Below are 20,503 nucleotides of genomic sequence, written 5' to 3' on the forward strand. Positions count from 1 at the left end.
AAAGAAAGAAAAGATTATTTTCTGAGATTGCAATTACCATGTCTACTGGAGAAACTAATCTTTTACTTTTAATTAGTGAGATTAAAAGAGTTTTATCTAATAATATTTCCCGTGATCACTACATAATTTTAATTGATGAAATAGAGACAGGTATGCACCTCGAATGGTCTAGAAGCTTAATAAACTTTTTAGTCAATTATATAAATGAAATCAACAAAATAGGAGGGATGAACTTCCAATTCATCTTCACTACCCACTCTCCCTATATGTTATCTGATATTAAACCAGGAAATGTGATTATACTTGAAAAAAATCAAGAAACTGGATACTCAGAAGGGAAAGTTTTGCAAAATACTTTCGCTAAGAATATCCAAGAAATCATGAAGGAAAATTTGATTGATAATATTTATGGTGATTTTGCCTTAGCAAAGATTAATTCTATGATAAGTAGACTAAATGGAGAAGAGGAGCAGGAAGGAAATGAAGAAGAACTATTAAAAGAAATTCATTTGATTAGCGAGCCTATTCTTCGTAATAAATTATTAGAGATGTATGATAAGAAATACAATACCTCAGAATTTAGTATTGAAAAGCAACTACAGAAGTTGAATCTAAATGAGGAACAACGCAAGCAGGTCAGAGCAATGATTGAAGAAAATATAAGTAGTGCCAATGCGGATAGATGAGTTTATAAGTAAATAGATTGAATTATCAATACAATCATTTGAAAATGAATAATAGAAAGTAATAATATGAACCATAAAATCGCAATTTTATCAGATATTCATGGAAATGTGACTGCCTTAGAAGCAGTGATTGCAGATGCTCAAACTCAAGGAGCCAGTGAATATTGGCTTATGGGAGACATTTTCCTCCCTGGTCCAGGTGCAAATGATTTGGTAGCTCTGTTAAAGGAACTTCCTATCACGGCAAGTGTTCGAGGCAATTGGGATGATTGTGTCCTTGAGGCTTTAGATGGGCAATATGGCTTAGAAGACCCACAGGAAGTCCAGCTCATGCGATTAACCCAGTTTTTGATGGAGCGAATGGATCCTGAAACGATTGTCTGGCTACGAAGCTTGCCTTTGCTGGAAAAGAAAGAAGTTGACGGACTGCGCTTTTCTCTCTCTCATAATTTACCTGAAAAAAACTATGGTGGGGACCTGTCTGTTGGGAATAACACAGATAAATTTGACCAACTCCTAGATGAGGAAACCGACGTGGCAGTCTATGGTCATGTTCATAAGCAGTTACTTCGTTACGGCAGTCAAGGGCAACAAATCATCAATCCAGGTACGATTGGCATGCCCTATTTTAACTGGGAGGCGTTAAAAAATCACCGTGCCCAGTATGCCGTGATAGAGGTTGAAGATGGGGAATTGGTAAATATCCTGTTTCGTAAAGTCGCTTATGACTATGAAGCGGAGTTAGAATTGGCCAAGTCCAAGGGTCTTCCCTTTATCGAAATGTATGAAGAGCTACGACGAGAAGACAACTATCAGGGGCACAATCTGGAACTTTTAGCTAGTTTAATTGAAAAGCATGGATATGTAGAGGATGTGAAAGATTATTTTGATTTTCTGCAAAGTTAGAAATAAAATGGACGCCCTTAATTTGAAGTGAGGTTTGTAGTCGAATCGCTTAGAAAAGAGTCAGACAATAAGGAAGAAAAGATGGCTTAGCTAAAGTTTGACATTGAAATTATTTTGTTATACAATGAACTTAATTCTTAATAAAAAGGAGAACATTATGAAGAAAATTATTACAGCCAGTATGGCTCTTTTATCTGTTGTTGTTTTAGCAGCATGTTCAGGGAAAACAACGTCTGATTCTTCGACTAAGACTTCAAGCTCTGTAGAACAAACTTCTTCTTCAGAGACTTCATCAACAACGTCTAGTTCAAAGACAGAAAATAATGAGGTTGTTTTGATTACCGATGAAGAAATTGACAATGCTAAAACTGTTGGAGATGTGAAGAAAGTCTTTGGCAAATTAGTCGACAATTATAAAAAGCATGCAGTTGAAATTGGGGAGAAAATTCCAGAGAGTGGAAAAGAAGCATATAACGCCCAAGTTGAACCAGCGCTTAAGTCTATGGAGACTGTAAGAGAGTCATTTAACGAAAGCCTTTCAAGTATTGGTTCTGATGATACAGTAGTGCCAGAACAAACTCGTACTCTATTTGTTCAACAGTTGAAAACTGGACGTGACACAATGAAGAAAGCGCTGGAAGCGGCTTATAAAGCAATTGCTCCATACACATCTGGTCAATAATATAAGAAAGTAGGTGTTCGATCACCTGCTTTTTGATTGCTTCAAATCTAAAGCGATACCTACTTAAATAGCTCCAAATTAATAGCAGAGAGTTTGAAAGAAGTACTAACTCTATGAAAAATCCCTGCAAGCTCTTTCAAAATATGGTAGAATGGAAGCAGTAGAATTAGAAAAGGAAATCGATTATGAAATTTCTTGAATTAAATAAAAAACGTCATGCGACCAAGCATTTCACTGATAAGCCGGTGGATCCCAAAGATGTGCGTACGGCTATCGAAATCGCAACCTTGGCCCCAAGCGCTCACAACAGCCAACCTTGGAAATTTGTGGTCGTTCGTGAGAAAAATGCCGAACTGGCAAAATTGGCTTATGGTTCGAACTTTGAGCAAGTATCATCAGCGCCTGTAACCATTGCCTTGTTTACAGATACAGATCTTGCCAAACGTGCCCGTAAGATTGCCAGAGTTGGTGGTGCTAATAACTTTTCTGAAGAGCAACTTCAATATTTTATGAAGAATCTGCCTGCCGAGTTTGCACGTTACAGTGAACAACAAGTCAGTGACTACCTAGCTCTCAATGCAGGTTTGGTTGCTATGAACTTGGTTCTCGCTCTGACAGACCAGGGAATCGGTTCTAACATTATTCTTGGATTTGATAAATCAAAAGCCAACGAAGTTTTGGACATCGAAGACCGTTTCCGCCCAGAACTCTTGATTACGGTAGGTTACACTGACGAAAAATTGGAACCAAGCTACCGCTTGCCAGTAGATGAAATCATTGAGAAAAGATAGAAAGAAGAAAAAATGACAGCAATTGATTTTACAGCAGAAGTAGAAAAACGCAAAGAAGACCTCTTGGCTGACTTGTTTAGCCTTTTGGAAATCAACTCAGAACGTGACGACAGCAAGGCGGACGCTCAGCATCCATTTGGACCTGGCCCAGTAAAAGCCTTAGAAAAATTCCTTGAAATCGCAGACCGTGATGGCTATCCAACTACCAATGTCGACAACTATGCAGGACATTTTGAGTTTGGTGAAGGAGAAGAAGTTCTCGGAATCTTTGCCCATATGGATGTGGTACCAGCTGGTAGCGGTTGGGACACAGACCCTTATACACCAACTATCAAAGATGGTCGCCTTTATGCGCGTGGAGCTTCAGATGACAAGGGGCCTACAACAGCTTGTTACTATGGTTTGAAAATCATCAAAGAATTGGGCCTTCCAACTTCTAAGAAAGTTCGTTTCATTGTCGGAACAGACGAAGAGTCAGGCTGGGCAGACATGGACTATTACTTTGAACATGTAGGACTTGCAAAACCAGACTTTGGCTTCTCTCCAGATGCTGAATTCCCAATCATCAATGGTGAAAAAGGGAATATCACAGAATACCTCCACTTTGCAGGTGAAAATACAGGTGCAGCCCGTCTTCACAGCTGCACAGGTGGATTGCGTGAAAACATGGTACCTGAATCAGCAACAGCAGTCGTTTCAGGCGAGCTGACTGACTTGCAAGCTAAACTAGATTCCTTTGTTGCTGAGCACAAACTCAGAGGAGAAATTCAAGAAGAAAACGGTCAGTACAAGGTGACGATCATTGGTAAATCAGCCCACGGTGCTATGCCTGCTTCAGGTGTCAATGGTGCGACTTACCTAGCCCTCTTCCTCAGCCAGTTTGACTTTGCTGGTCCAGCCAAAGACTACCTCGACATCGCTGGTAAGATTCTTTTGAACGATCATGAAGGTGAAAATCTCAAGGTGGCTCATGTGGATGAAAAGATGGGTGCCCTTTCTATGAATGCGGGTGTCTTCCGCTTTGACGAAGCAAGTGCAGACAATACCATTGCCCTTAACTTCCGTTATCCAAAAGGAACAAGTCCAGAGCACATCAAGTCAATCCTTGAAAACTTACCAGTTGCTTCTGTTAGCCTTTCTGAACACGGTCACACCCCTCACTATGTGCCAATGGAAGATCCGCTTGTCCAAACCTTGTTGAATGTCTATGAAAAACAAACTGGACTTCAAGGTCATGAGCAGGTCATCGGTGGTGGTACCTTTGGTCGTTTGCTGGAGCGTGGTGTAGCCTACGGTGCCATGTTCCCAGACTCTATCGATACCATGCACCAAGCCAATGAATTTATCGCCTTGGACGATCTCTTCCGAGCAGCAGCAATCTATGCAGAAGCTATCTATGAATTAATCAAATAAAACGATAGAAGTCTGAGATTTTATGCTTGGACTTCTTTTTGGAGGGAAACTAGATGTCTCAAATCGAAAAGATCAAACAAGCCATTATGGCAGATTCGCAAAATAAAAGCTATACAGAGCAGGGGATAGAGCCTCTCTTTGCAGCGCCAAAGACAGCACGTATCAATATCGTCGGTCAAGCGCCTGGTCTAAAGACTCAGGAGGCAGGTCTTTATTGGAAAGATAAAAGTGGTGACCGCTTGCGGGACTGGCTCGGCGTGGATGAAGACATTTTTTACAATTCAGGTTATTTCGCAGTTCTGCCCATGGATTTCTATTTTCCAGGACATGGAAAATCAGGCGACCTTCCACCCCGTAAAGGCTTTGCCGAAAAATGGCACCCACAACTCCTCAAGGAATGTCCAAATATTGAATTGACCCTTTTGATTGGCCAGTATGCCCAAGCCTACTATTTACATGAGAAAATTAGTGGCAAGGTAACAGAGCGGGTAAAACACTACAAAGACTATTTGCCAGAATATTTTCCTCTAGTTCACCCTTCTCCTCGTAATCAAATCTGGATGGCTAAGAATCCTTGGTTTAAGTCAGAAGTGGTGCCAGATTTGAAAGCGTTGGTACAAAAGATTATTCATCAATAACGGAGAAAAACTATGGATGCTTATCAACAAGTAGCTAATAAGTTGCAAGAGTTGGGAATCACCTTTGATGTGGTGGAGCACCCACCTGTATTTACGACAGAGCAGGCAGATAGCTATATTGAAGGAATGGAAGGAGTCCGGACTAAGTCCATGTTTTTGACCAATAGGAAGAAAACTCAGTACTATCTGCTTATAATGGATGACAAGAAACGATTGGATATGGATGACTTTAAAGTTCAAGTGGGAGCCGATCGGATTCGAATGGCCTCATTGGACTCCTTGGCTGAGAAAATGACCCTACCAGCAGGAACGGTATCACCTTTTGGTTTGTTAAATAATGAAGAAAAAGACATTCTAGTTTATTTTGATAAGGACATTGTATCGGAGGATATCATGACTTTCCATCCCAATACTAATGAAAAGACCATCTTTATCAAAAGCAAAGACTTGTTCCGATTTTTAGAGTCGATTGGATTTACCTATAAGTTTTTAACTTTGCGTTAAAGGCATCAAAAAGAAGAAATGATGAAAGAAATTGTTTTTGACAAATTTTACCAACTTTACCAGAAAGAATCCCTTTCTCTAGTAGATGTGAGAGAAGTAGAGGAGTTGGACAATGAGCAGTTGCATTATGTCATTTGTAAATCAGGGATGAGATCAGCTCGTGCTTGCCAGTTCTTGGAGGAGCATGGATATAAGGTCATCAATGTTCAAGGTGGCATGACGGCCTTTGAAAATCTTTAAAATTTTGCATTTCTCTTACTTGGTGTGGACTAGGTAGGAGAAATTTGTTTTTAGACAATTCTTATTTTTAAAAATATTGAAAACATTCAATGATTAATTTTGGATACTTTTTTCAGAGTCTTAATCATGGTATACTAGGTCAGTATTTTAGAAATATGAAGGAGATTTTTATGGCTAAAAAAGGTGCCCTAACAGGCTTGCTCCTGTTTGGAATATTTTTTGGTGCGGGGAACTTGATTTTTCCGCCTTCTCTAGGTGCCCTATCTGGAGAACAGTTTCTTCCTGCCATCGCAGGTTTTGTATTTTCGGGTGTCGGGATTGCTGTCCTAACGCTCATCATCGGAACGCTCAATCCTAAAGGGTACATTTATGAGATTTCTAAGAAAATCTCACCTTGGTTTGCGACTCTTTATCTTGCAGTCCTCTATCTATCGATTGGCCCATTCTTTGCCATTCCACGTACAGCAACAACAGCTTATGAGGTCGGTATCAGCCCTCTCTTGTCTGAAGCAAATAAAGGCCTAGGATTGATTATCTTTACCGTGCTTTACTTTGCCGCAGCCTATCTTATTTCACTCAATCCATCAAAGATTTTGGATCGAATCGGACGCATCTTGACGCCAGTCTTTGCTTTGTTGATCGTTATCTTAGTTGTACTAGGTGCCTTTAAATATGGTGGAACAAATCCTCAAGTAGCTTCAGAAGTCTATCAATCCTCTGCTTTTGGGACAGGTTTCCTAGAAGGGTATAATACATTGGATGCTCTTGCTTCAGTCGCCTTTAGTGTGATTGCTGTTCAAACCTTGAAACAACTTGGATTCTCCAGTAAGAAAGAATACATCTCAACTATTTGGGTGGTTGGTATCGTTGTAGCTCTTGCCTTTAGCGCTCTTTACATCGGTTTAGGATTCCTTGGAAATCACTTCCCGGTACCAGCAGAAGCAATGAAGGGTGGAACACCAGGTGTTTATATCTTGTCACAAGCAACTCAGGAAATCTTTGGTTCAACAGCTCAACTCTTCCTTGCTGTTATGGTAACTGTAACCTGCTTCACAACGACAGTTGGCTTGATTGTGTCTACAGCTGAGTTCTTTAATGGACGTTTCCCACAAATCAGCTACAAGGTCTATGCAACTGCCTTTACCTTGATTGGATTTGCTATTGCAAACCTTGGTCTTGATGCAATCATTAAGTATTCAGTGCCAGTACTGGTAATCTTGTACCCAATCACCATCGCCATTGTGATGATTGTGATTGTTAATAAGTTTGTCGCCTTATCAAAACCAGGTATGCAGTTAACTATTGGACTTGTCACAGCAATCGCTCTTGCAAGTGTTCTTGGAAGCTCCTTTAAGATTGAGTTTCTAGCAAACCTTGTGAATACTCTACCTTTTGCAGCTGCCTCTCTACCATGGTTGGTGCCAGCTATTATTGGAATTTTGCTTTCCTTGGTTTTACCAAACAAGCAAGAAAGCGATGTTTTTGAAATGGAATAAAAAATAGAAATCACTTTTGTAAGTCAACTCTACAGGAGTGTTTTTTCTTTTTTCCTCTCTACTGAAATGTGCTATAATAGGTAGCAAAAGAGGTGAAGAAATGAATCAAACTGTAAACTATATCAAAGAATTAGCCGCTATTGCATCTCCAACGGGCTTTACTCGTGAGATTTCAGACTACCTAGTCCGTACTTTAGAAGAGCTGGGTTACCAGCCGGTTCGTACAGCCAAGGGCGGTGTCAATGTGACCATTAAAGGTCAAAATGATGAGCAACACCGCTATGTGACTGCCCATGTGGATACGCTGGGTGCTATTGTTCGTGCTGTCAAACCAGATGGCCGTCTCAAATTGGATCGTATCGGTGGTTTTCCTTGGAACATGATTGAGGGAGAAAACTGTACCGTTCATGTGGCTAGCACAGGTAAAAAGGTATCTGGAACCATCCTCATCCACCAGACTTCCTGCCATGTCTACAAAGATGCAGGAACTGCTGAACGCACGCAGGACAATATGGAAGTGCGTTTGGATGCAAAAGTAAGCAATGAAAAAGAAACTCGTGCTCTTGGGATTGAGGTCGGTGATTTTATCAGCTTTGATCCACGGACAGTTGTGACGGAAACAGGTTTTATCAAGTCTCGCCACTTGGATGACAAGGTCAGCGCAGCCATTTTGCTCAATCTTCTTCGAGTTTATAAAGAAGAAGGAATTGATTTGCCAATGACGACACACTTTGCTTTTTCAGTCTTTGAAGAGGTGGGTCACGGTGCAAACTCCAATATTCCAAGTCAGGTAGTGGAATATCTAGCTGTCGATATGGGGGCTATGGGCGATGATCAGCAGACGGATGAGTACACAGTGTCTATCTGTGTCAAGGACGCTTCAGGTCCCTATCACTATGACTTCCGTCAACACTTAGTAGCTTTGGCGAAAGAGCAAGATATTCCATTTAAGCTCGATATTTATCCATTTTACGGTTCGGATGCTTCCGCAGCTATGTCAGCAGGAGCCGAGGTTAAGCATGCCCTCCTTGGAGCTGGTATTGAATCCAGTCACTCTTACGAACGAACACATATTGATTCGGTCGTGGCGACTGAGCGTATGGTCGATGCCTATCTCAAGAGTGCATTGGTAGACTAATATGTGCTTGATTTGTCAAAGAATTGAACTAATCAAAGCTGGGGAAAATCCCTACTTTGTAAAAGAACTAGAAACAGGCTATGTTGTTATTGGAGACCACCAGTACTTTAAGGGCTATACCTTGTTTTTAGCAAAAGAGCATGTCACGGAACTCCATCATATGGAGACTTCTGTAAAACTTCGTTTTCTAGAGGAAATGAGTTTGGTCCAAGAAGCTGTCGCCAAAACGTTTAAAGCTGAAAAGATGAACATTGAACTTCTAGGAAATGGAGATGCCCATGCTCACTGGCACCTCTTTCCAAGACGGTCAGGTGATATGAAGGGTCACGGACTCAATGGTCGTGGTCCAGTCTGGTGGGTGCCCTGGGAAGAAATGGCGGCAGAAGAATGCCAAGTGCAATCCCCTGAACTGGAAGAGATGATTAAAACCTTATCTGATGAATTAGAGAAGCACGCGGTTTAAGAGAGGAAGAAAAAAATGAAAAAAAGATATGTCATTTTATCTGGTTTACTAGCATTAACCCTAGCAGCATGTTCTCAAGAAAAACCTAAAAATGAAGAAAATACTCAAAAAACAGAACAAACTAGTCAACCTGAAGGAACTGTAGGGAGCAAATCCCAAGCTTCTAGTCAGAAGAAGGCAGAAGTTGTCAATAAGGGAGACTACTATAGTATTCAAGGGAAATACGATGAAATCGTCATAGCTAATAAGCACTTTCCTTTGTCAAAAGACTATAATCCAGGAGAAAATCCAACAGCTAAAGCAGAGTTGCTCAAACTCATCGCAGCAATGCAAGCAGCTGGCTACCCAATCAGCGATCATTACAGTGGTTTTAGAAGTTATGAAACTCAAACCAAGCTTTATCAAGACTATGTGAATCAAGACGGTAGGGAGGCAGCAGATCGCTACTCAGCTCGCCCAGGTTATAGTGAACACCAAACGGGTCTTGCTTTTGACCTTATCGGGACAGATGGTGATTTAGTTACTGAAGAAAAGGCAGCCCAGTGGCTCTTGGATCATGCGGCTGACTATGGCTTTGTCGTTCGCTATCTCAAAGGCAAGGAAAAAGAGACTGGCTACATGGCAGAAGAATGGCATCTTCGCTACGTTGGAAAAGAAGCCAAAGAAATTGCTGCAAGTGGCCTCAGTTTGGAAGAATACTATGGCTTTGAGGGCGGAGATTATGTCGATTAAAAATGAAAGTTTTCTCTTGCATTTTTAGATAAATAGTGTATAATTGAAAGGTATGTGTAAAGCATACTTGTGGGAGGTAAAAATCTTTAATTACCGCCAAAACCACAAAGGAGGATTTAAAAATGGCTAAAAAAGTCGAAAAACTTGTAAAATTGCAAATCCCTGCTGGTAAAGCTACACCAGCTCCACCGGTTGGACCTGCTCTTGGTCAAGCTGGTATCAACATCATGGGATTCACAAAAGAGTTCAACGCTCGTACAGCTGACCAAGCTGGTATGATCATTCCAGTTGTTATCTCAGTATACGAAGACAAATCATTTACTTTCGTTACAAAAACACCACCAGCTGCTGTTCTTTTGAAAAAAGCTGCAGGTGTTGAAAAAGGATCAGGTACACCTAACAAAACTAAAGTTGCTACAGTTACTCGTGCACAAGTACAAGAAATTGCAGAAACTAAGATGCCAGATTTGAACGCAGCAAACATTGAGTCTGCAATGCGTATGATCGAAGGTACTGCTCGTTCTATGGGATTCACTGTTGTTGACTAATCAATAACATAGTAGAAAATCTCACAGCGGTTTATTAGTTGCTTTTCATACTAGGCAAGTGACTGAAGCTTGTACTTGAGTACAGCAAAGGAACTTAACGAAGTAGGAAAAGAAAATTAATAGACTGAATACCCGCAAGACTTCATCATTTCGAGAAGTGACGTGGGAGATGAAAATCGATTGAACCACTTACAAGGAGAATAGAAAATGGCTAAAAAAAGCAAACAACTTCGTGCTGCTCTTGAGAAAATCGACAGCACAAAAGCATACAGTGTAGAAGAAGCTGTAGCACTTGCAAAAGAAACTAACTTTGCAAAATTTGACGCAACTGTAGAAGTTGCTTACAACTTGAACATCGATGTTAAAAAAGCTGACCAACAAATCCGTGGCGCAATGGTATTGCCAAATGGTACTGGTAAAACAGCTCGCGTTCTTGTATTTGCACGTGGTGCAAAAGCTGAAGAAGCAAAAGCTGCTGGTGCAGACTTCGTTGGTGAAGACGACCTTGTTGCGAAAATCAACGACGGTTGGTTGGACTTCGACGTAGTTATCGCTACACCTGACATGATGGCTCTTGTTGGACGTCTTGGACGTGTCCTTGGACCACGTAACTTGATGCCAAACCCTAAAACTGGTACAGTAACAATGGATGTTGCTAAAGCAGTTGAAGAGTCTAAAGGTGGTAAAATCACTTACCGTGCTGACCGTGCAGGTAACGTTCAAGCAATTATCGGTAAAGTATCATTTGAAGCTGAAAAATTGGTTGAAAACTTTAAAGCTTTCAACGAAACAATCCAAAAAGCAAAACCAGCTACAGCTAAAGGAACTTACGTAACAAACTTGACAATCACAACTACTCAAGGTGTTGGTATCAAGGTTGACGTGAACTCACTTTAATTAACTAGAATCTCTGGCTTCGGTCAGAGTTTTTTTATTCAAATCTATCAACAAAGGATTGGAGGAAATAAAAGTGTTGAGAGAAGCTGTACAGGAGGATTTATTTGAATTATTAAATCTCTACCTGTCCTTACATGAGAAAGAAATCCCAGAAGATAGTCTTCATTTGCAACAAGTATGGAGTGAGATGATTTCCGACCAGCGCCATCATGTTATCGTGAAAGAGGTGGAAGGAAGAATAGTCTCCTCCTGTATTTGTGTCATTATTCCCAATTTGACAAGAGGTGTGAGACCCTATGCTTTGATAGAAAATGTGGTGACCCGAGAAGAAGATAGAGGGAAAGGGTATGCAAGCGCTTGTCTTGAATACGCTAAACAGATAGCTAAAGAGGAAAATTGTTATAAGATGATGCTTCTGACAGGTTCTAAAAATGCAAGTACTCAGAATTTTTATAAAGGAGCTGGTTATAATAGTGAAGATAAAACAGCCTATATTCAATGGTTGGATTAAAGCTTGAATCTCAAATAGTCAGAACGAAATCATGGATTAGCAAATAAAAATCTTCTATTTCTTCTTTCACAAAAAATATGGTATAATAGAGAGTAAAAAACTTTGAAAGAAAGAAAAAGATGAATTTAAAAGATTATATCGCAACGATTGAAAATTATCCCAAGGAAGGCATCACCTTCCGTGATATCAGCCCATTGATGGCAGATGGTAATGCTTATAGTTATGCTGTTCGTGAAATCGTTCAGTATGCAACAGACAAGAAGATCGACATGATTGTGGGACCAGAAGCTCGTGGATTTATTGTCGGCTGTCCCGTTGCCTTTGAGTTGGGGATTGGATTTGCTCCCGTTCGTAAACCAGGGAAATTGCCACGTGAAGTGATTTCTGCTGACTATGAAAAAGAGTACGGTATTGATACCTTGACCATGCATGCTGATGCGATCAAACCAGGTCAACGTGTTCTCATCGTAGATGACCTCTTGGCGACAGGTGGAACAGTTAAAGCGACCATCGAAATGATCGAAAGACTCGGTGGAGTTGTAGCCGGTTGTGCTTTCTTGATTGAGTTGGATGAGCTTAAAGGCCGTGAAAAAATCGGAGATTACGATTACAAGGTACTTATGCATTATTAATGAAAAACAGTCCTTGGGGCTGTTTTCTCTTCATCTGCTATATAAATTAACTATAGCTAGTTAGAGAAAAACTATAATTGAAAACTATATCTTCATACAGTATAATAAAGGGAAGAAGTATTTGGAGGTTTTTACTTTCAAACAGACAACATCATTCCCGAAATAGAGAACTGTTAGGAGGGTATTATGCCGATTCGAATTGATAAAAAATTACCAGCTGTGGAGATTTTAAGGACAGAAAATATCTTTGTTATGGACGACCAACGGGCCGCTCATCAGGATATTCGCCCCTTGAAGATTTTGATTTTAAATCTCATGCCTCAAAAGATGGTAACAGAAACGCAACTTTTACGGCATTTGGCTAATACCCCTTTGCAATTAGATATTGATTTCTTATATATGGAAACACACCGTTCCAAGACAACCCGTGCCGAACATATGGAAACCTTCTATAAGACCTTTCCAGAGGTCAAGGATGACTTTTTTGATGGAATGATTATCACAGGAGCACCAGTCGAGCATTTGCCTTTTGAGGAGGTGGACTACTGGGAGGAGTTTAAGCAGGTCATCGAATGGTCCAAGACACATGTTTTTTCTACCCTGCATATCTGTTGGGGTGCCCAAGCAGGTCTTTATGCGCGCTATGGAGTTGAAAAACACCAGATGGCTCAGAAATTATCAGGCATTTACCCGCAGGATACCTTGAAAGAGGGCCATCTTCTCTTTCGTGGTTTTGATGATCGCTATGTAGCTCCTCATTCTCGTCATACTGAGATCTATAAGGAGGAAATTTTAGGAAAAACCAATCTGGAAATCCTCTCTGAGGGAGAACAAGTCGGTGTTTCTATTTTAGCCAGTCGGGATCTTCGTGAAATTTATAGTTTTGGTCATTTAGAATATGACCGTGATACTCTAGCAAAAGAGTATTTTCGTGATTGTGAGGCAGGACTTAATCCTCACATTCCAGAAAATTACTTCAAAAATGATGATGTGAATGAGACACCGTGTCTCTGTTGGTCTTCTTCAGCTGCTCTCTTTTTCAGTAACTGGGTTAACTATGCAGTTTATCAAGAAACCCCTTTTGACTGGAGAAAGGTAGAGGATGATGCGGCTGCATTTGGATATTTATAAGAGGAATTATGACATATTTTGACGCTTTCAAATCAGGGAACTTGGTTTTGCCAAGTGCCCTGCTCTTGCATTTTAAGGAACTCTTTCCTTCTAGTGATGATTTTCTCGTCTGGCAATTTTTTTATCTACAAAATACATCTGCTTTGGATGAGCTGTCGCCAAGCCAAATTGCAGAAACTATTGGAAAAGAACTTGCAGATGTCAACCAATCCATTTCAAACTTGACTGAAAATGGTTTGCTACAATATCGTACCATTGAACTAAATGGGGAAATTGAGCTTATTTTTGATGCTAGTTTGGCCTTTGAACGCTTGGATAACTTGTTGGACAGTCAGACTCCAGCTACAACTGCCCCAAACCCGCAAAATCAATTGAAGGATCTGGTTGAGACTTTTCAGCAGGAATTAGGACGCTTGTTAACGCCATTTGAAATCGAAGATCTTTCCAAGACTGTCAAAGAAGATGGGATCAAGGCGGATTTGATCAAAGAAGCTCTCCGAGAGGCTGTTCTAAATGGCAAGCCAAACTGGAAATATATTCAGGCCATCCTTCGAAACTGGCGCCATGAAGGTATTCAGTCTGTGGCTCAGGTAGAGGCCAAACGAGCAGAGCGAGAAGCCAACAATCCCAAACAAGTTCAGGCTTCGGCTGATTTCCTCGATGCTATGAATTTGTGGCAAGATTAGTCGCTTGAAAAATTTTGAAAATTAGAGTAAGGTTTGCAAGCTCCTTATAAATATGATAGAATAATAGTGAATAAAATGAAAAAAGAGGTATGTGAAATGTCACGTAAACCATTTATCGCTGGTAACTGGAAAATGAACAAAAATCCAGAAGAAGCAAAAGCATTCGTTGAAGCCGTTGCATCAAAACTTCCTTCATCAGACCTTGTTGAAGCAGGTATCGCAGCTCCTGCAGTTGATTTGACAGCTGTTCTTGCTGCTGCTAAAGGTTCAAACCTTAAAGTTGCTGCTCAAAACTGCTACTTTGAAAATGCAGGTGCGTTCACTGGTGAAACTAGCCCACAAGTTTTGAAAGAAATCGGTACTGACTACGTTGTTATCGGTCACTCAGAACGCCGTGACTACTTCCATGAAACTGACGAAGATATCAACAAAAAAGCAAAAGCGATCTTTGCAAACGGTATGCTTCCAATCATCTGTTGTGGTGAGTCACTTGAAACTTACGAAGCTGGTAAAGCTGCTGAATTCGTAGGTGCACAAGTATCTGCTGCATTGGCTGGATTGACAGCTGAACAAGTTGCTGCATCAGTTATCGCTTATGAGCCAATCTGGGCAATCGGTACTGGTAAATCAGCTTCACAAGACGACGCACAAAAAATGTGTAAAGTAGTTCGTGACGTTGTAGCGGCTGACTTTGGTCAAGAAGTTGCGGACAAAGTTCGTGTTCAATACGGTGGTTCTGTTAAACCTGAAAACGTTGCTTCATACATGGCTTGCCCAGACGTTGACGGTGCCCTTGTTGGTGGTGCGTCACTTGAAGCTGAAAGCTTCTTGGCATTGCTTGATTTTGTAAAATAATCTAACTTATTCCAGACAGACAGTCAAAGGTACCAGGTGACTTTGACTGCCTGTCTTGTTTTTACTTGGAGTATTCTTGTGAAAGAGGAATTTTTCCGACTAGGAAAGTTCCTTAGGGAAGGAAAGGCGTGCAGATGTGCGCTCTTTTCTGTATCAAAAGGTTATGAAAGGGGGAGTTATGCTCTATATTTGGTCTTATTTGAAAAAATATCCCAAGTGGTTATTCTTGGATTTCCTTGGAGCGGTTTTCTTTGTTATCGTCAATCTTGGACTGCCAACCGTTCTGGCTCGGATGATTGATGAAGGTGTGAATAAAGGGAATGAACAGCAATTGTATGTTTGGGCTGCAATTATGCTGGTGATTATCCTATGTGGAACCTTGGGGCGTATAGTCTTAGCCTATGCTGCTAGTAAGCTAACGACCAATATGGTCAAGGATATGAGGGATGATCTCTATGCCAAATTACAAGAGTATTCTCATCATGAATATGAAAAGATAGGAGTGTCTTCACTGGTTACTCGTATTACCAGTGATGCCTTTGTTCTCATGCAGTTTGCAGAACAGACCTTAAAACTGGGTGTCATCACTCCCATGATGATGCTGTCTAGTATTTTAATGATCTTTTTGACCAGCCCGTCATTAGCTTGGATAGTGGCTTTTGCAGTACCTTTCTTGGCTGTGGTGGTCATTTATGTTGCTGTTAAAACTCGTCCTTTATCAGAGAAACAGCAGAAAACTTTGGACAAAATCAATCAATACGCTCGTGAAAATCTGATGGGGCTTCGTGTCATTCGTGCCTTTGCCCGTGAGGAGTTTCAAGAGGAACGCTTTGCAGGACAAAATGCAGTCTATGCAGCTAATTCCAATCGTCTGTTTAAACTAACTGGTCTGACAGAACCCTTGTTTGTTCAGATTATCATTGCCATGATTGTAGCTATTGTCTGGTTCGCTCTGGCCCCTATCAAACAAGGTTCTCTGCAAATTGGGGACCTGGTAGCCTTTATCGAATATAGTTTCCACGCTCTCTTGTCCTTCCTTTTCCTATCCAATCTCTTCACCATGTACCCTCGTACAGCCGTTTCGAGTGAACGTTTGAAAGAAGTCATGGATATGCCGATTTCTATTGATCCCAATGAAGGAGGCGTCAGAGAGACAGCAACCCACGGCTATTTGGAATTTGAAAATGTCACTTTTACCTATCCTGGTGAGACGGAAAATCCTGTTTTGCATAACATTTCTTTCAGCGCTAAACCGGGTGAAACCATTGCTTTTATCGGATCGACCGGATCGGGCAAGTCCTCTCTTGTGCAATTGATTCCTCGTTTTTACGATGTCACCCTTGGGAAAATCAAAGTTGATGGTGTCGATGTGAGGGATTATCGCCTCAAGTCTCTCCGTCAAAAGATTGGATTTATCCCGCAGAAGGCCTTGCTTTTTACAGGAACTATCGCTGAAAATATCCGCTATGGGAAGGAAGATGCTAGTCACAATGACCTACATCAGGCAGCGGACGTGGCGCAAGCCAAAGATTTTATCGAAAGCCGAGAAGAAGGCTTTGCGACTCATCTAGCTGAAGGCGGAAGCAACCTTTCGGGAGGACAGAAGCAACGTCTATCAATTGCCCGAGCGGTTATAAAGAATCCTGATATCTATATTTTTGACGATTCCTTCTCAGCCTTGGACTATCGCACGGATGCTATTTTACGCCGTCGTCTCAAGGAAGTCACACAGAATGCTACAGTTTTAATTGTTGCTCAACGTGTCGGAACCATCATGGATGCGGATCAGATCATCGTTCTTGATAAGGGAGAAATCGTGGGTCGCGGTCGCCATGAGGAATTGATGGAAACCAATGACATCTATCGTGAAATTGCTGAGTCGCAGTTGAAAAATGCATCTCTCACAGAAGAATAGGAGGAAATATGAAAACACAATCTAGTTTGGCTCGTTTGTGGAGCTATTTAAAAGCCTACCGTTTTTCTGTTTTCTTTGCAGTCTTTCTAAAAATTTTGAGTGTGGTCATGAGTGTCTTGGAGCCTTTTGTCTTGGGGCTAGCCATTACGGAGTTGACAAAGAATCTCTTAGATATGGCTAATGGCCTTTCAGGTGCTCATATCAATACTGGCTACATCGGGACAGTTTTAATCATTTACCTCTTTAGAGGTCTCTTGTATGAACTTGGTTCTTATTATTCCAACTATTTCATGACCAATGCAGTCCAGTCTATGACTCAGGATCTGCGAAATGAAATGACTGAAAAAATCAATCGTATCCCAGTATCCTTCTTTGACAAACACCAGTTCGGTGATTTGTTGGGGCGCTTTACCAGTGACGTTGAGACAGTGTCCAACGCTCTTCAGCAGTCTTTCCTCCAAATTGTCAATGCCGTTCTGACGATTGTCCTCGTGATGGGAATGGTTTTATACTTGAACTTTCAACTGGCTATAGTGGTGATTCTATCCATTCCAGTGACCTATTTTGGTGCTAGAAGCATCCTGAAACGTTCTCAGCCTTATTTTAAAGAGCAGGCAGCTATTTTAGGACGGATGAATGGCTATGTGCAGGAAAATCTCACAGGTTTTAATGTTTTGAAACTCTATGGCCGTGAGGAAACTTCGCATAAAGAGTTTTCTGAGATTACGGACGATCTCCAACGTGTAGGCTTTAAAGCTAGCTTTATCTCTGGACTCATGATGCCAGCCCTTCATGTCGTATCAGACTTGACCTATCTGATCGTTGCAGTTCTTGGTGGTTTGCAGGTTATTGCAGGTCGTTTGACAGTAGGGAATATGCAGGCTTTTGTTCAGTATGTCTGGCAGGTTAGCCAGCCTATCCAAAACATCACACAACTTGCGGGTCAAATGCAAAGTGCCAAGTCTTCGTTAGATCGTATCTTCGAGATCTTGGATGAGACAGAGGAAGTTGAGGGAGAAGAACTCGAAATTCTTGAACCTTTAACGGGTCAGGTAACCTTTAAGCAGGTTGATTTCCAGTATGTTGAAAACAAACCATTGATTCGAAACTTTAATCTAGAAGTTCAACCAGGAGAGATGGTAGCGATCGTTGGTCCTACTGGAGCTGGTAAGACGACCTTAATCAATCTGCTTATGCGCTTTTACGATGTCACAGCAGGTGCAATCTTGGTTGACGGGCAAGATATTCGTCAGTTGTCACGACAAGACTACCGCCGTCAGTTTGGGATGGTCTTACAGGATGCTTGGCTATATGAAGGTACGATCAAAGAAAACCTACGTTTTGGAAATCTTGACGCCAGTGATGAGGAGATAATAGAAGCTGCCAAAGCAGCAAATGTAGACCACTTTATTCGAACTCTTCCTGGTGGTTACAATATGGAGATGAACCAAGAGTCCAGCAATATTTCCCTCGGGCAAAAGCAACTCTTGACCATCGCGCGTGCTCTCCTAGCCAATCCTAAAATTCTCATTCTGGATGAAGCAACTTCCTCTGTTGACACCCGTTTGGAACTCTTGATTCAAAAAGCTATGAAACGGTTGATGAAGGGAAGAACCAGCTTTGTCATCGCCCATCGTCTTTCGACCATTCAAGAAGCAGATAAGATTCTCGTTCTTAAAGATGGACAGATTATTGAGCAGGGAAATCATGAAAGCTTGCTCCAAGAAAAAGGCTTCTATTACGACCTTTATCAAAGTCAATTTTCGAGTAAATCCGATCAAGTCAGCTAATAAAATAAGGCTAGATTTTTCTTAAATTATCAGTCAATTACAACTTTTTTAATATGAGTTAATTCCCTTGCTTTTGTATACCAGGAGTAGTATACTTAGGTAGTAATCAATAAATTGGTTACAAAAATAATATTTACGAGGTAAGAAAAATGGTTGAATTGAAAAAAGAAGCAGTAAAAGACGTAACAACATTATCTAAAGCAGCGCCAGTAGCATTGGCAAAAACAAAGGAAGTATTGAACCAAGCAGTAGCGGACTTGTATGTGGCTCACATCGCCCTTCACCAAGTTCACTGGTATATGCGTGGCCGTGGCTTCCTCGTTTGGCATCCAAAAATGGATGAATACATGGACAGTCTTGATGGCTATCTTGACGAAATCAGTGAACGTTTGATTACCCTTGGTGGTAAACCTTACTCAACTTTGACAGAGTTCCTTCAACACAGTGAAATCGAAGAAGAAGAAGGAGAATTCCGTAACGTTGAAGAAAGCTTGGAACGTGTTCTAGCGATTTATCGCTACCTCATCGCTCTTTTCCAAAAAGCTTTGGATGTAACTGACGAAGAAGGCGATGATGTTACAAACGATATCTTTGTTGGGGCTAAGGCTGAACTTGAGAAAACAGTCTGGATGCTTACAGCAGAACTTGGACAAGCTCCTGGTTTGTAAGATATAGTTGCTACCCCTTTTATCATGAGGTGCTTGATAAGTGCCCATGACAAATCATCTTTTAAAAGCCATGTAACTGTAAAAAGTTGCATGACTTTTTTTGTCTGCTGGACTTCGGACACATTGTCAAAAGTAGGATTTTACGGTATAATAGTTGCTGTTCAATAATATATGAATTTCAAAGAATAATTGATAGTTTAAGGAGGACTTATGAACAACTTACCAAATTGCCCAAAATGTAATTCCGAATATGTCTATGAAGACGGAAGTCTCTTGGTCTGCCCAGAGTGTGCCTATGAGTGGAACCCTGCTGAAGTCGCAGAAGTAGAAGAAGGTGTTATCGCTATCGATGCCAATGGAAATAAATTGGCCGACGGCGATACTGTAACCCTTATCAAGGACTTGAAAGTAAAAGGGGCGCCAAAGGACTTGAAACAAGGAACTCGTGTCAAAAATATCCGTATCGTAGAAGGTGACCACAACATCGATTGTAAGATTGATGGTTTTGGAGCTATGAAACTTAAGTCAGAATTTGTTAAGAAAATCTAGCCATGAAACTGAATTATAAATTTATCTTTTATAGTCGTGTGCTCTTGTTCTTAGCGGCATTTACAGGAGTTTATTTGGAGATTACCAAGCACGGTGGCTTTGGTATGCTCCTTTACTACACAGTGTTGTCCAATCTTTTGGTAACGATTTTCACGGGCTACCTGCTCCGTGTGATGAGCCGTTCAGGTGAAAATTGGCAAAGTCCGACCCTGCTTCGTCTCAAGGGTGGCGTTACCATGAGTATCATGATTACCTGTGTGATTTACCATTTTATGCTTGCTCCGATCGCGACAGACTTTTACCGTGTGGAAAATTTCCTTTGCCACTATATCGTTCCACTCTGGTTTTTAGCCGATACCCTCTTTCTTGATAAACAGGGTCAATACAAGATCTGGGATCCAGTCTTGTGGACCATCTTGCCCTTGGTTTATATGATTTTTGCCTTGTTTAATGGTCTTGTCTTGAAACTCAATATTCCAAATTCCAAGGACAATCCCTTCCCTTATTTCTTTTTAAATGTGAACAAGGGTTGGGACGTGGTTATCAAATGGTGTTTGATCATTTTTGTAGCCTATATGGTTGCAGGCTTCATCTTCTATCTGATCAAGCAAATCAAGCGAAAATAGTCTTCC

General features: G+C 41.0%; 24 protein-coding genes. All 24 read left to right on the forward strand.

Annotation, left to right across the window (positions count from 1 at the left end; genetic code table 11):
• On the forward strand, nt 1-686 hold a 686-nt coding region (locus tag D8805_RS08970), incomplete at its 5' end, for an AAA family ATPase (protein WP_142999748.1).
• 66 nt (nt 687-752) lie between these two features.
• On the forward strand, nt 753-1,592 hold the full coding sequence (locus D8805_RS08975) for a metallophosphoesterase family protein (RefSeq protein ID WP_125416913.1): 840 nt from the start codon (nt 753-755) through the stop codon (nt 1,590-1,592).
• Between the two features lie 157 nt (nt 1,593-1,749).
• Nucleotides 1,750-2,274, forward strand: a complete 525-nt coding sequence (locus tag D8805_RS08980; RefSeq protein WP_000720917.1) for a hypothetical protein — start codon at nt 1,750-1,752, stop codon at nt 2,272-2,274.
• A gap of 185 nt (nt 2,275-2,459) precedes the next feature.
• Nucleotides 2,460-3,065 carry a nitroreductase family protein gene (locus D8805_RS08985; protein ID WP_000670170.1) on the forward strand — a complete coding sequence of 202 codons (606 nt, stop codon included), beginning with the start codon at nt 2,460-2,462 and terminating at the stop codon, nt 3,063-3,065.
• A 12-nt stretch (nt 3,066-3,077) separates the two neighbouring features.
• A complete protein-coding gene (gene pepV / locus D8805_RS08990) occupies nt 3,078-4,478 on the forward strand; it encodes a dipeptidase PepV (protein ID WP_125416915.1) in 1,401 nt (466 codons plus the stop codon).
• 53 nt (nt 4,479-4,531) lie between these two features.
• Nucleotides 4,532-5,116, forward strand: coding sequence for a uracil-DNA glycosylase family protein (locus D8805_RS08995; RefSeq protein WP_125416917.1), 585 nt, complete (start codon nt 4,532-4,534; stop codon nt 5,114-5,116).
• A 12-nt stretch (nt 5,117-5,128) separates the two neighbouring features.
• Nucleotides 5,129-5,620 carry a prolyl-tRNA synthetase associated domain-containing protein gene (locus D8805_RS09000; RefSeq protein WP_125398899.1) on the forward strand — a complete coding sequence of 164 codons (492 nt, stop codon included), beginning with the start codon at nt 5,129-5,131 and terminating at the stop codon, nt 5,618-5,620.
• Nucleotides 5,621-5,641: 21 nt separating this feature from the next.
• Nucleotides 5,642-5,860 carry a rhodanese-like domain-containing protein gene (locus D8805_RS09005; RefSeq protein ID WP_125416919.1) on the forward strand — a complete coding sequence of 73 codons (219 nt, stop codon included), beginning with the start codon at nt 5,642-5,644 and terminating at the stop codon, nt 5,858-5,860.
• A gap of 170 nt (nt 5,861-6,030) precedes the next feature.
• Entirely contained in the window at nt 6,031-7,356 is a 1,326-nt protein-coding gene (gene brnQ, locus D8805_RS09010; protein ID WP_185774593.1) for a branched-chain amino acid transport system II carrier protein, read from the forward strand.
• A 100-nt stretch (nt 7,357-7,456) separates the two neighbouring features.
• Complete coding sequence (locus D8805_RS09015; protein WP_125416923.1) at nt 7,457-8,494, forward strand: M42 family metallopeptidase; 1,038 nt, start codon at nt 7,457-7,459, stop codon at nt 8,492-8,494.
• 1 nt (nt 8,495) lies between these two features.
• Nucleotides 8,496-8,957 (forward strand): HIT family protein, encoded by a 462-nt coding sequence (locus tag D8805_RS09020; protein WP_125416925.1) that lies wholly within the window; start codon nt 8,496-8,498, stop codon nt 8,955-8,957.
• Between the two features lie 15 nt (nt 8,958-8,972).
• Nucleotides 8,973-9,689, forward strand: a complete 717-nt coding sequence (ldcB, locus tag D8805_RS09025; protein ID WP_125416927.1) for an LD-carboxypeptidase LdcB/DacB — start codon at nt 8,973-8,975, stop codon at nt 9,687-9,689.
• 122 nt (nt 9,690-9,811) lie between these two features.
• Nucleotides 9,812-10,237, forward strand: coding sequence for a 50S ribosomal protein L11 (gene rplK, locus D8805_RS09030; protein WP_001085808.1), 426 nt, complete (start codon nt 9,812-9,814; stop codon nt 10,235-10,237).
• A gap of 207 nt (nt 10,238-10,444) precedes the next feature.
• Nucleotides 10,445-11,134, forward strand: a complete 690-nt coding sequence (rplA, locus tag D8805_RS09035) for a 50S ribosomal protein L1 (protein ID WP_001085673.1) — start codon at nt 10,445-10,447, stop codon at nt 11,132-11,134.
• A gap of 73 nt (nt 11,135-11,207) precedes the next feature.
• On the forward strand, nt 11,208-11,645 hold the full coding sequence (locus D8805_RS09040) for a GNAT family N-acetyltransferase (RefSeq protein ID WP_000943033.1): 438 nt from the start codon (nt 11,208-11,210) through the stop codon (nt 11,643-11,645).
• Nucleotides 11,646-11,764: 119 nt separating this feature from the next.
• Nucleotides 11,765-12,277: an adenine phosphoribosyltransferase gene (locus D8805_RS09045; RefSeq protein ID WP_001049316.1), complete on the forward strand. Its 513-nt coding sequence runs from the start codon at nt 11,765-11,767 to the stop codon at nt 12,275-12,277.
• A 186-nt stretch (nt 12,278-12,463) separates the two neighbouring features.
• Nucleotides 12,464-13,408 carry a homoserine O-acetyltransferase MetA gene (metA, locus tag D8805_RS09050; protein WP_001122727.1) on the forward strand — a complete coding sequence of 315 codons (945 nt, stop codon included), beginning with the start codon at nt 12,464-12,466 and terminating at the stop codon, nt 13,406-13,408.
• 8 nt (nt 13,409-13,416) lie between these two features.
• The gene (locus D8805_RS09055) at nt 13,417-14,094 is read left to right on the forward strand and encodes a DnaD domain-containing protein (protein ID WP_000220739.1); all 678 of its coding nucleotides are present in this window, start codon (nt 13,417-13,419) and stop codon (nt 14,092-14,094) included.
• A 96-nt stretch (nt 14,095-14,190) separates the two neighbouring features.
• Nucleotides 14,191-14,949 (forward strand): triose-phosphate isomerase, encoded by a 759-nt coding sequence (gene tpiA / locus D8805_RS09060; protein WP_000087899.1) that lies wholly within the window; start codon nt 14,191-14,193, stop codon nt 14,947-14,949.
• Between the two features lie 178 nt (nt 14,950-15,127).
• A complete protein-coding gene (locus tag D8805_RS09065; RefSeq protein WP_125416929.1) occupies nt 15,128-16,864 on the forward strand; it encodes an ABC transporter ATP-binding protein in 1,737 nt (578 codons plus the stop codon).
• A gap of 8 nt (nt 16,865-16,872) precedes the next feature.
• Nucleotides 16,873-18,654: an ABC transporter ATP-binding protein gene (locus D8805_RS09070; protein ID WP_125416931.1), complete on the forward strand. Its 1,782-nt coding sequence runs from the start codon at nt 16,873-16,875 to the stop codon at nt 18,652-18,654.
• Nucleotides 18,655-18,803: 149 nt separating this feature from the next.
• On the forward strand, nt 18,804-19,322 hold the full coding sequence (locus tag D8805_RS09075) for a Dps family protein (RefSeq protein WP_185774594.1): 519 nt from the start codon (nt 18,804-18,806) through the stop codon (nt 19,320-19,322).
• 210 nt (nt 19,323-19,532) lie between these two features.
• Nucleotides 19,533-19,871: a zinc ribbon domain-containing protein YjdM gene (locus D8805_RS09080; RefSeq protein WP_125416935.1), complete on the forward strand. Its 339-nt coding sequence runs from the start codon at nt 19,533-19,535 to the stop codon at nt 19,869-19,871.
• A 2-nt stretch (nt 19,872-19,873) separates the two neighbouring features.
• A complete protein-coding gene (locus tag D8805_RS09085; RefSeq protein ID WP_084925667.1) occupies nt 19,874-20,497 on the forward strand; it encodes a Pr6Pr family membrane protein in 624 nt (207 codons plus the stop codon).
• The last annotated feature ends 6 nt before the right edge of the window (nt 20,498-20,503 follow it).

The sequence above is a fragment of the Streptococcus oralis subsp. dentisani genome, assembly GCF_003944205.1.
In the GTDB taxonomy this organism is placed as follows: domain Bacteria; phylum Bacillota; class Bacilli; order Lactobacillales; family Streptococcaceae; genus Streptococcus; species Streptococcus oralis_BH.

Coding starts and splice junctions, on each gene's coding strand:
- D8805_RS09085 (WP_084925667.1), top strand. CDS start 19,874: ATGAAACTGAATTATAAATTTATCTTTTATAGTCGTGTGCTCTTGTTC.
- pepV (WP_125416915.1), top strand. CDS start 3,078: ATGACAGCAATTGATTTTACAGCAGAAGTAGAAAAACGCAAAGAAGAC.
- brnQ (WP_185774593.1), top strand. CDS start 6,031: ATGGCTAAAAAAGGTGCCCTAACAGGCTTGCTCCTGTTTGGAATATTT.
- ldcB (WP_125416927.1), top strand. CDS start 8,973: ATGAAAAAAAGATATGTCATTTTATCTGGTTTACTAGCATTAACCCTA.
- rplK (WP_001085808.1), top strand. CDS start 9,812: ATGGCTAAAAAAGTCGAAAAACTTGTAAAATTGCAAATCCCTGCTGGT.
- D8805_RS09020 (WP_125416925.1), top strand. CDS start 8,496: ATGTGCTTGATTTGTCAAAGAATTGAACTAATCAAAGCTGGGGAAAAT.
- D8805_RS09005 (WP_125416919.1), top strand. CDS start 5,642: ATGAAAGAAATTGTTTTTGACAAATTTTACCAACTTTACCAGAAAGAA.
- D8805_RS08980 (WP_000720917.1), top strand. CDS start 1,750: ATGAAGAAAATTATTACAGCCAGTATGGCTCTTTTATCTGTTGTTGTT.
- D8805_RS09065 (WP_125416929.1), top strand. CDS start 15,128: ATGCTCTATATTTGGTCTTATTTGAAAAAATATCCCAAGTGGTTATTC.
- D8805_RS09070 (WP_125416931.1), top strand. CDS start 16,873: ATGAAAACACAATCTAGTTTGGCTCGTTTGTGGAGCTATTTAAAAGCC.
- D8805_RS09000 (WP_125398899.1), top strand. CDS start 5,129: ATGGATGCTTATCAACAAGTAGCTAATAAGTTGCAAGAGTTGGGAATC.
- D8805_RS09055 (WP_000220739.1), top strand. CDS start 13,417: ATGACATATTTTGACGCTTTCAAATCAGGGAACTTGGTTTTGCCAAGT.
- D8805_RS08975 (WP_125416913.1), top strand. CDS start 753: ATGAACCATAAAATCGCAATTTTATCAGATATTCATGGAAATGTGACT.
- metA (WP_001122727.1), top strand. CDS start 12,464: ATGCCGATTCGAATTGATAAAAAATTACCAGCTGTGGAGATTTTAAGG.
- tpiA (WP_000087899.1), top strand. CDS start 14,191: ATGTCACGTAAACCATTTATCGCTGGTAACTGGAAAATGAACAAAAAT.
- D8805_RS08985 (WP_000670170.1), top strand. CDS start 2,460: ATGAAATTTCTTGAATTAAATAAAAAACGTCATGCGACCAAGCATTTC.
- D8805_RS08995 (WP_125416917.1), top strand. CDS start 4,532: ATGTCTCAAATCGAAAAGATCAAACAAGCCATTATGGCAGATTCGCAA.
- D8805_RS09080 (WP_125416935.1), top strand. CDS start 19,533: ATGAACAACTTACCAAATTGCCCAAAATGTAATTCCGAATATGTCTAT.
- rplA (WP_001085673.1), top strand. CDS start 10,445: ATGGCTAAAAAAAGCAAACAACTTCGTGCTGCTCTTGAGAAAATCGAC.
- D8805_RS09075 (WP_185774594.1), top strand. CDS start 18,804: ATGGTTGAATTGAAAAAAGAAGCAGTAAAAGACGTAACAACATTATCT.
- D8805_RS09045 (WP_001049316.1), top strand. CDS start 11,765: ATGAATTTAAAAGATTATATCGCAACGATTGAAAATTATCCCAAGGAA.
- D8805_RS09015 (WP_125416923.1), top strand. CDS start 7,457: ATGAATCAAACTGTAAACTATATCAAAGAATTAGCCGCTATTGCATCT.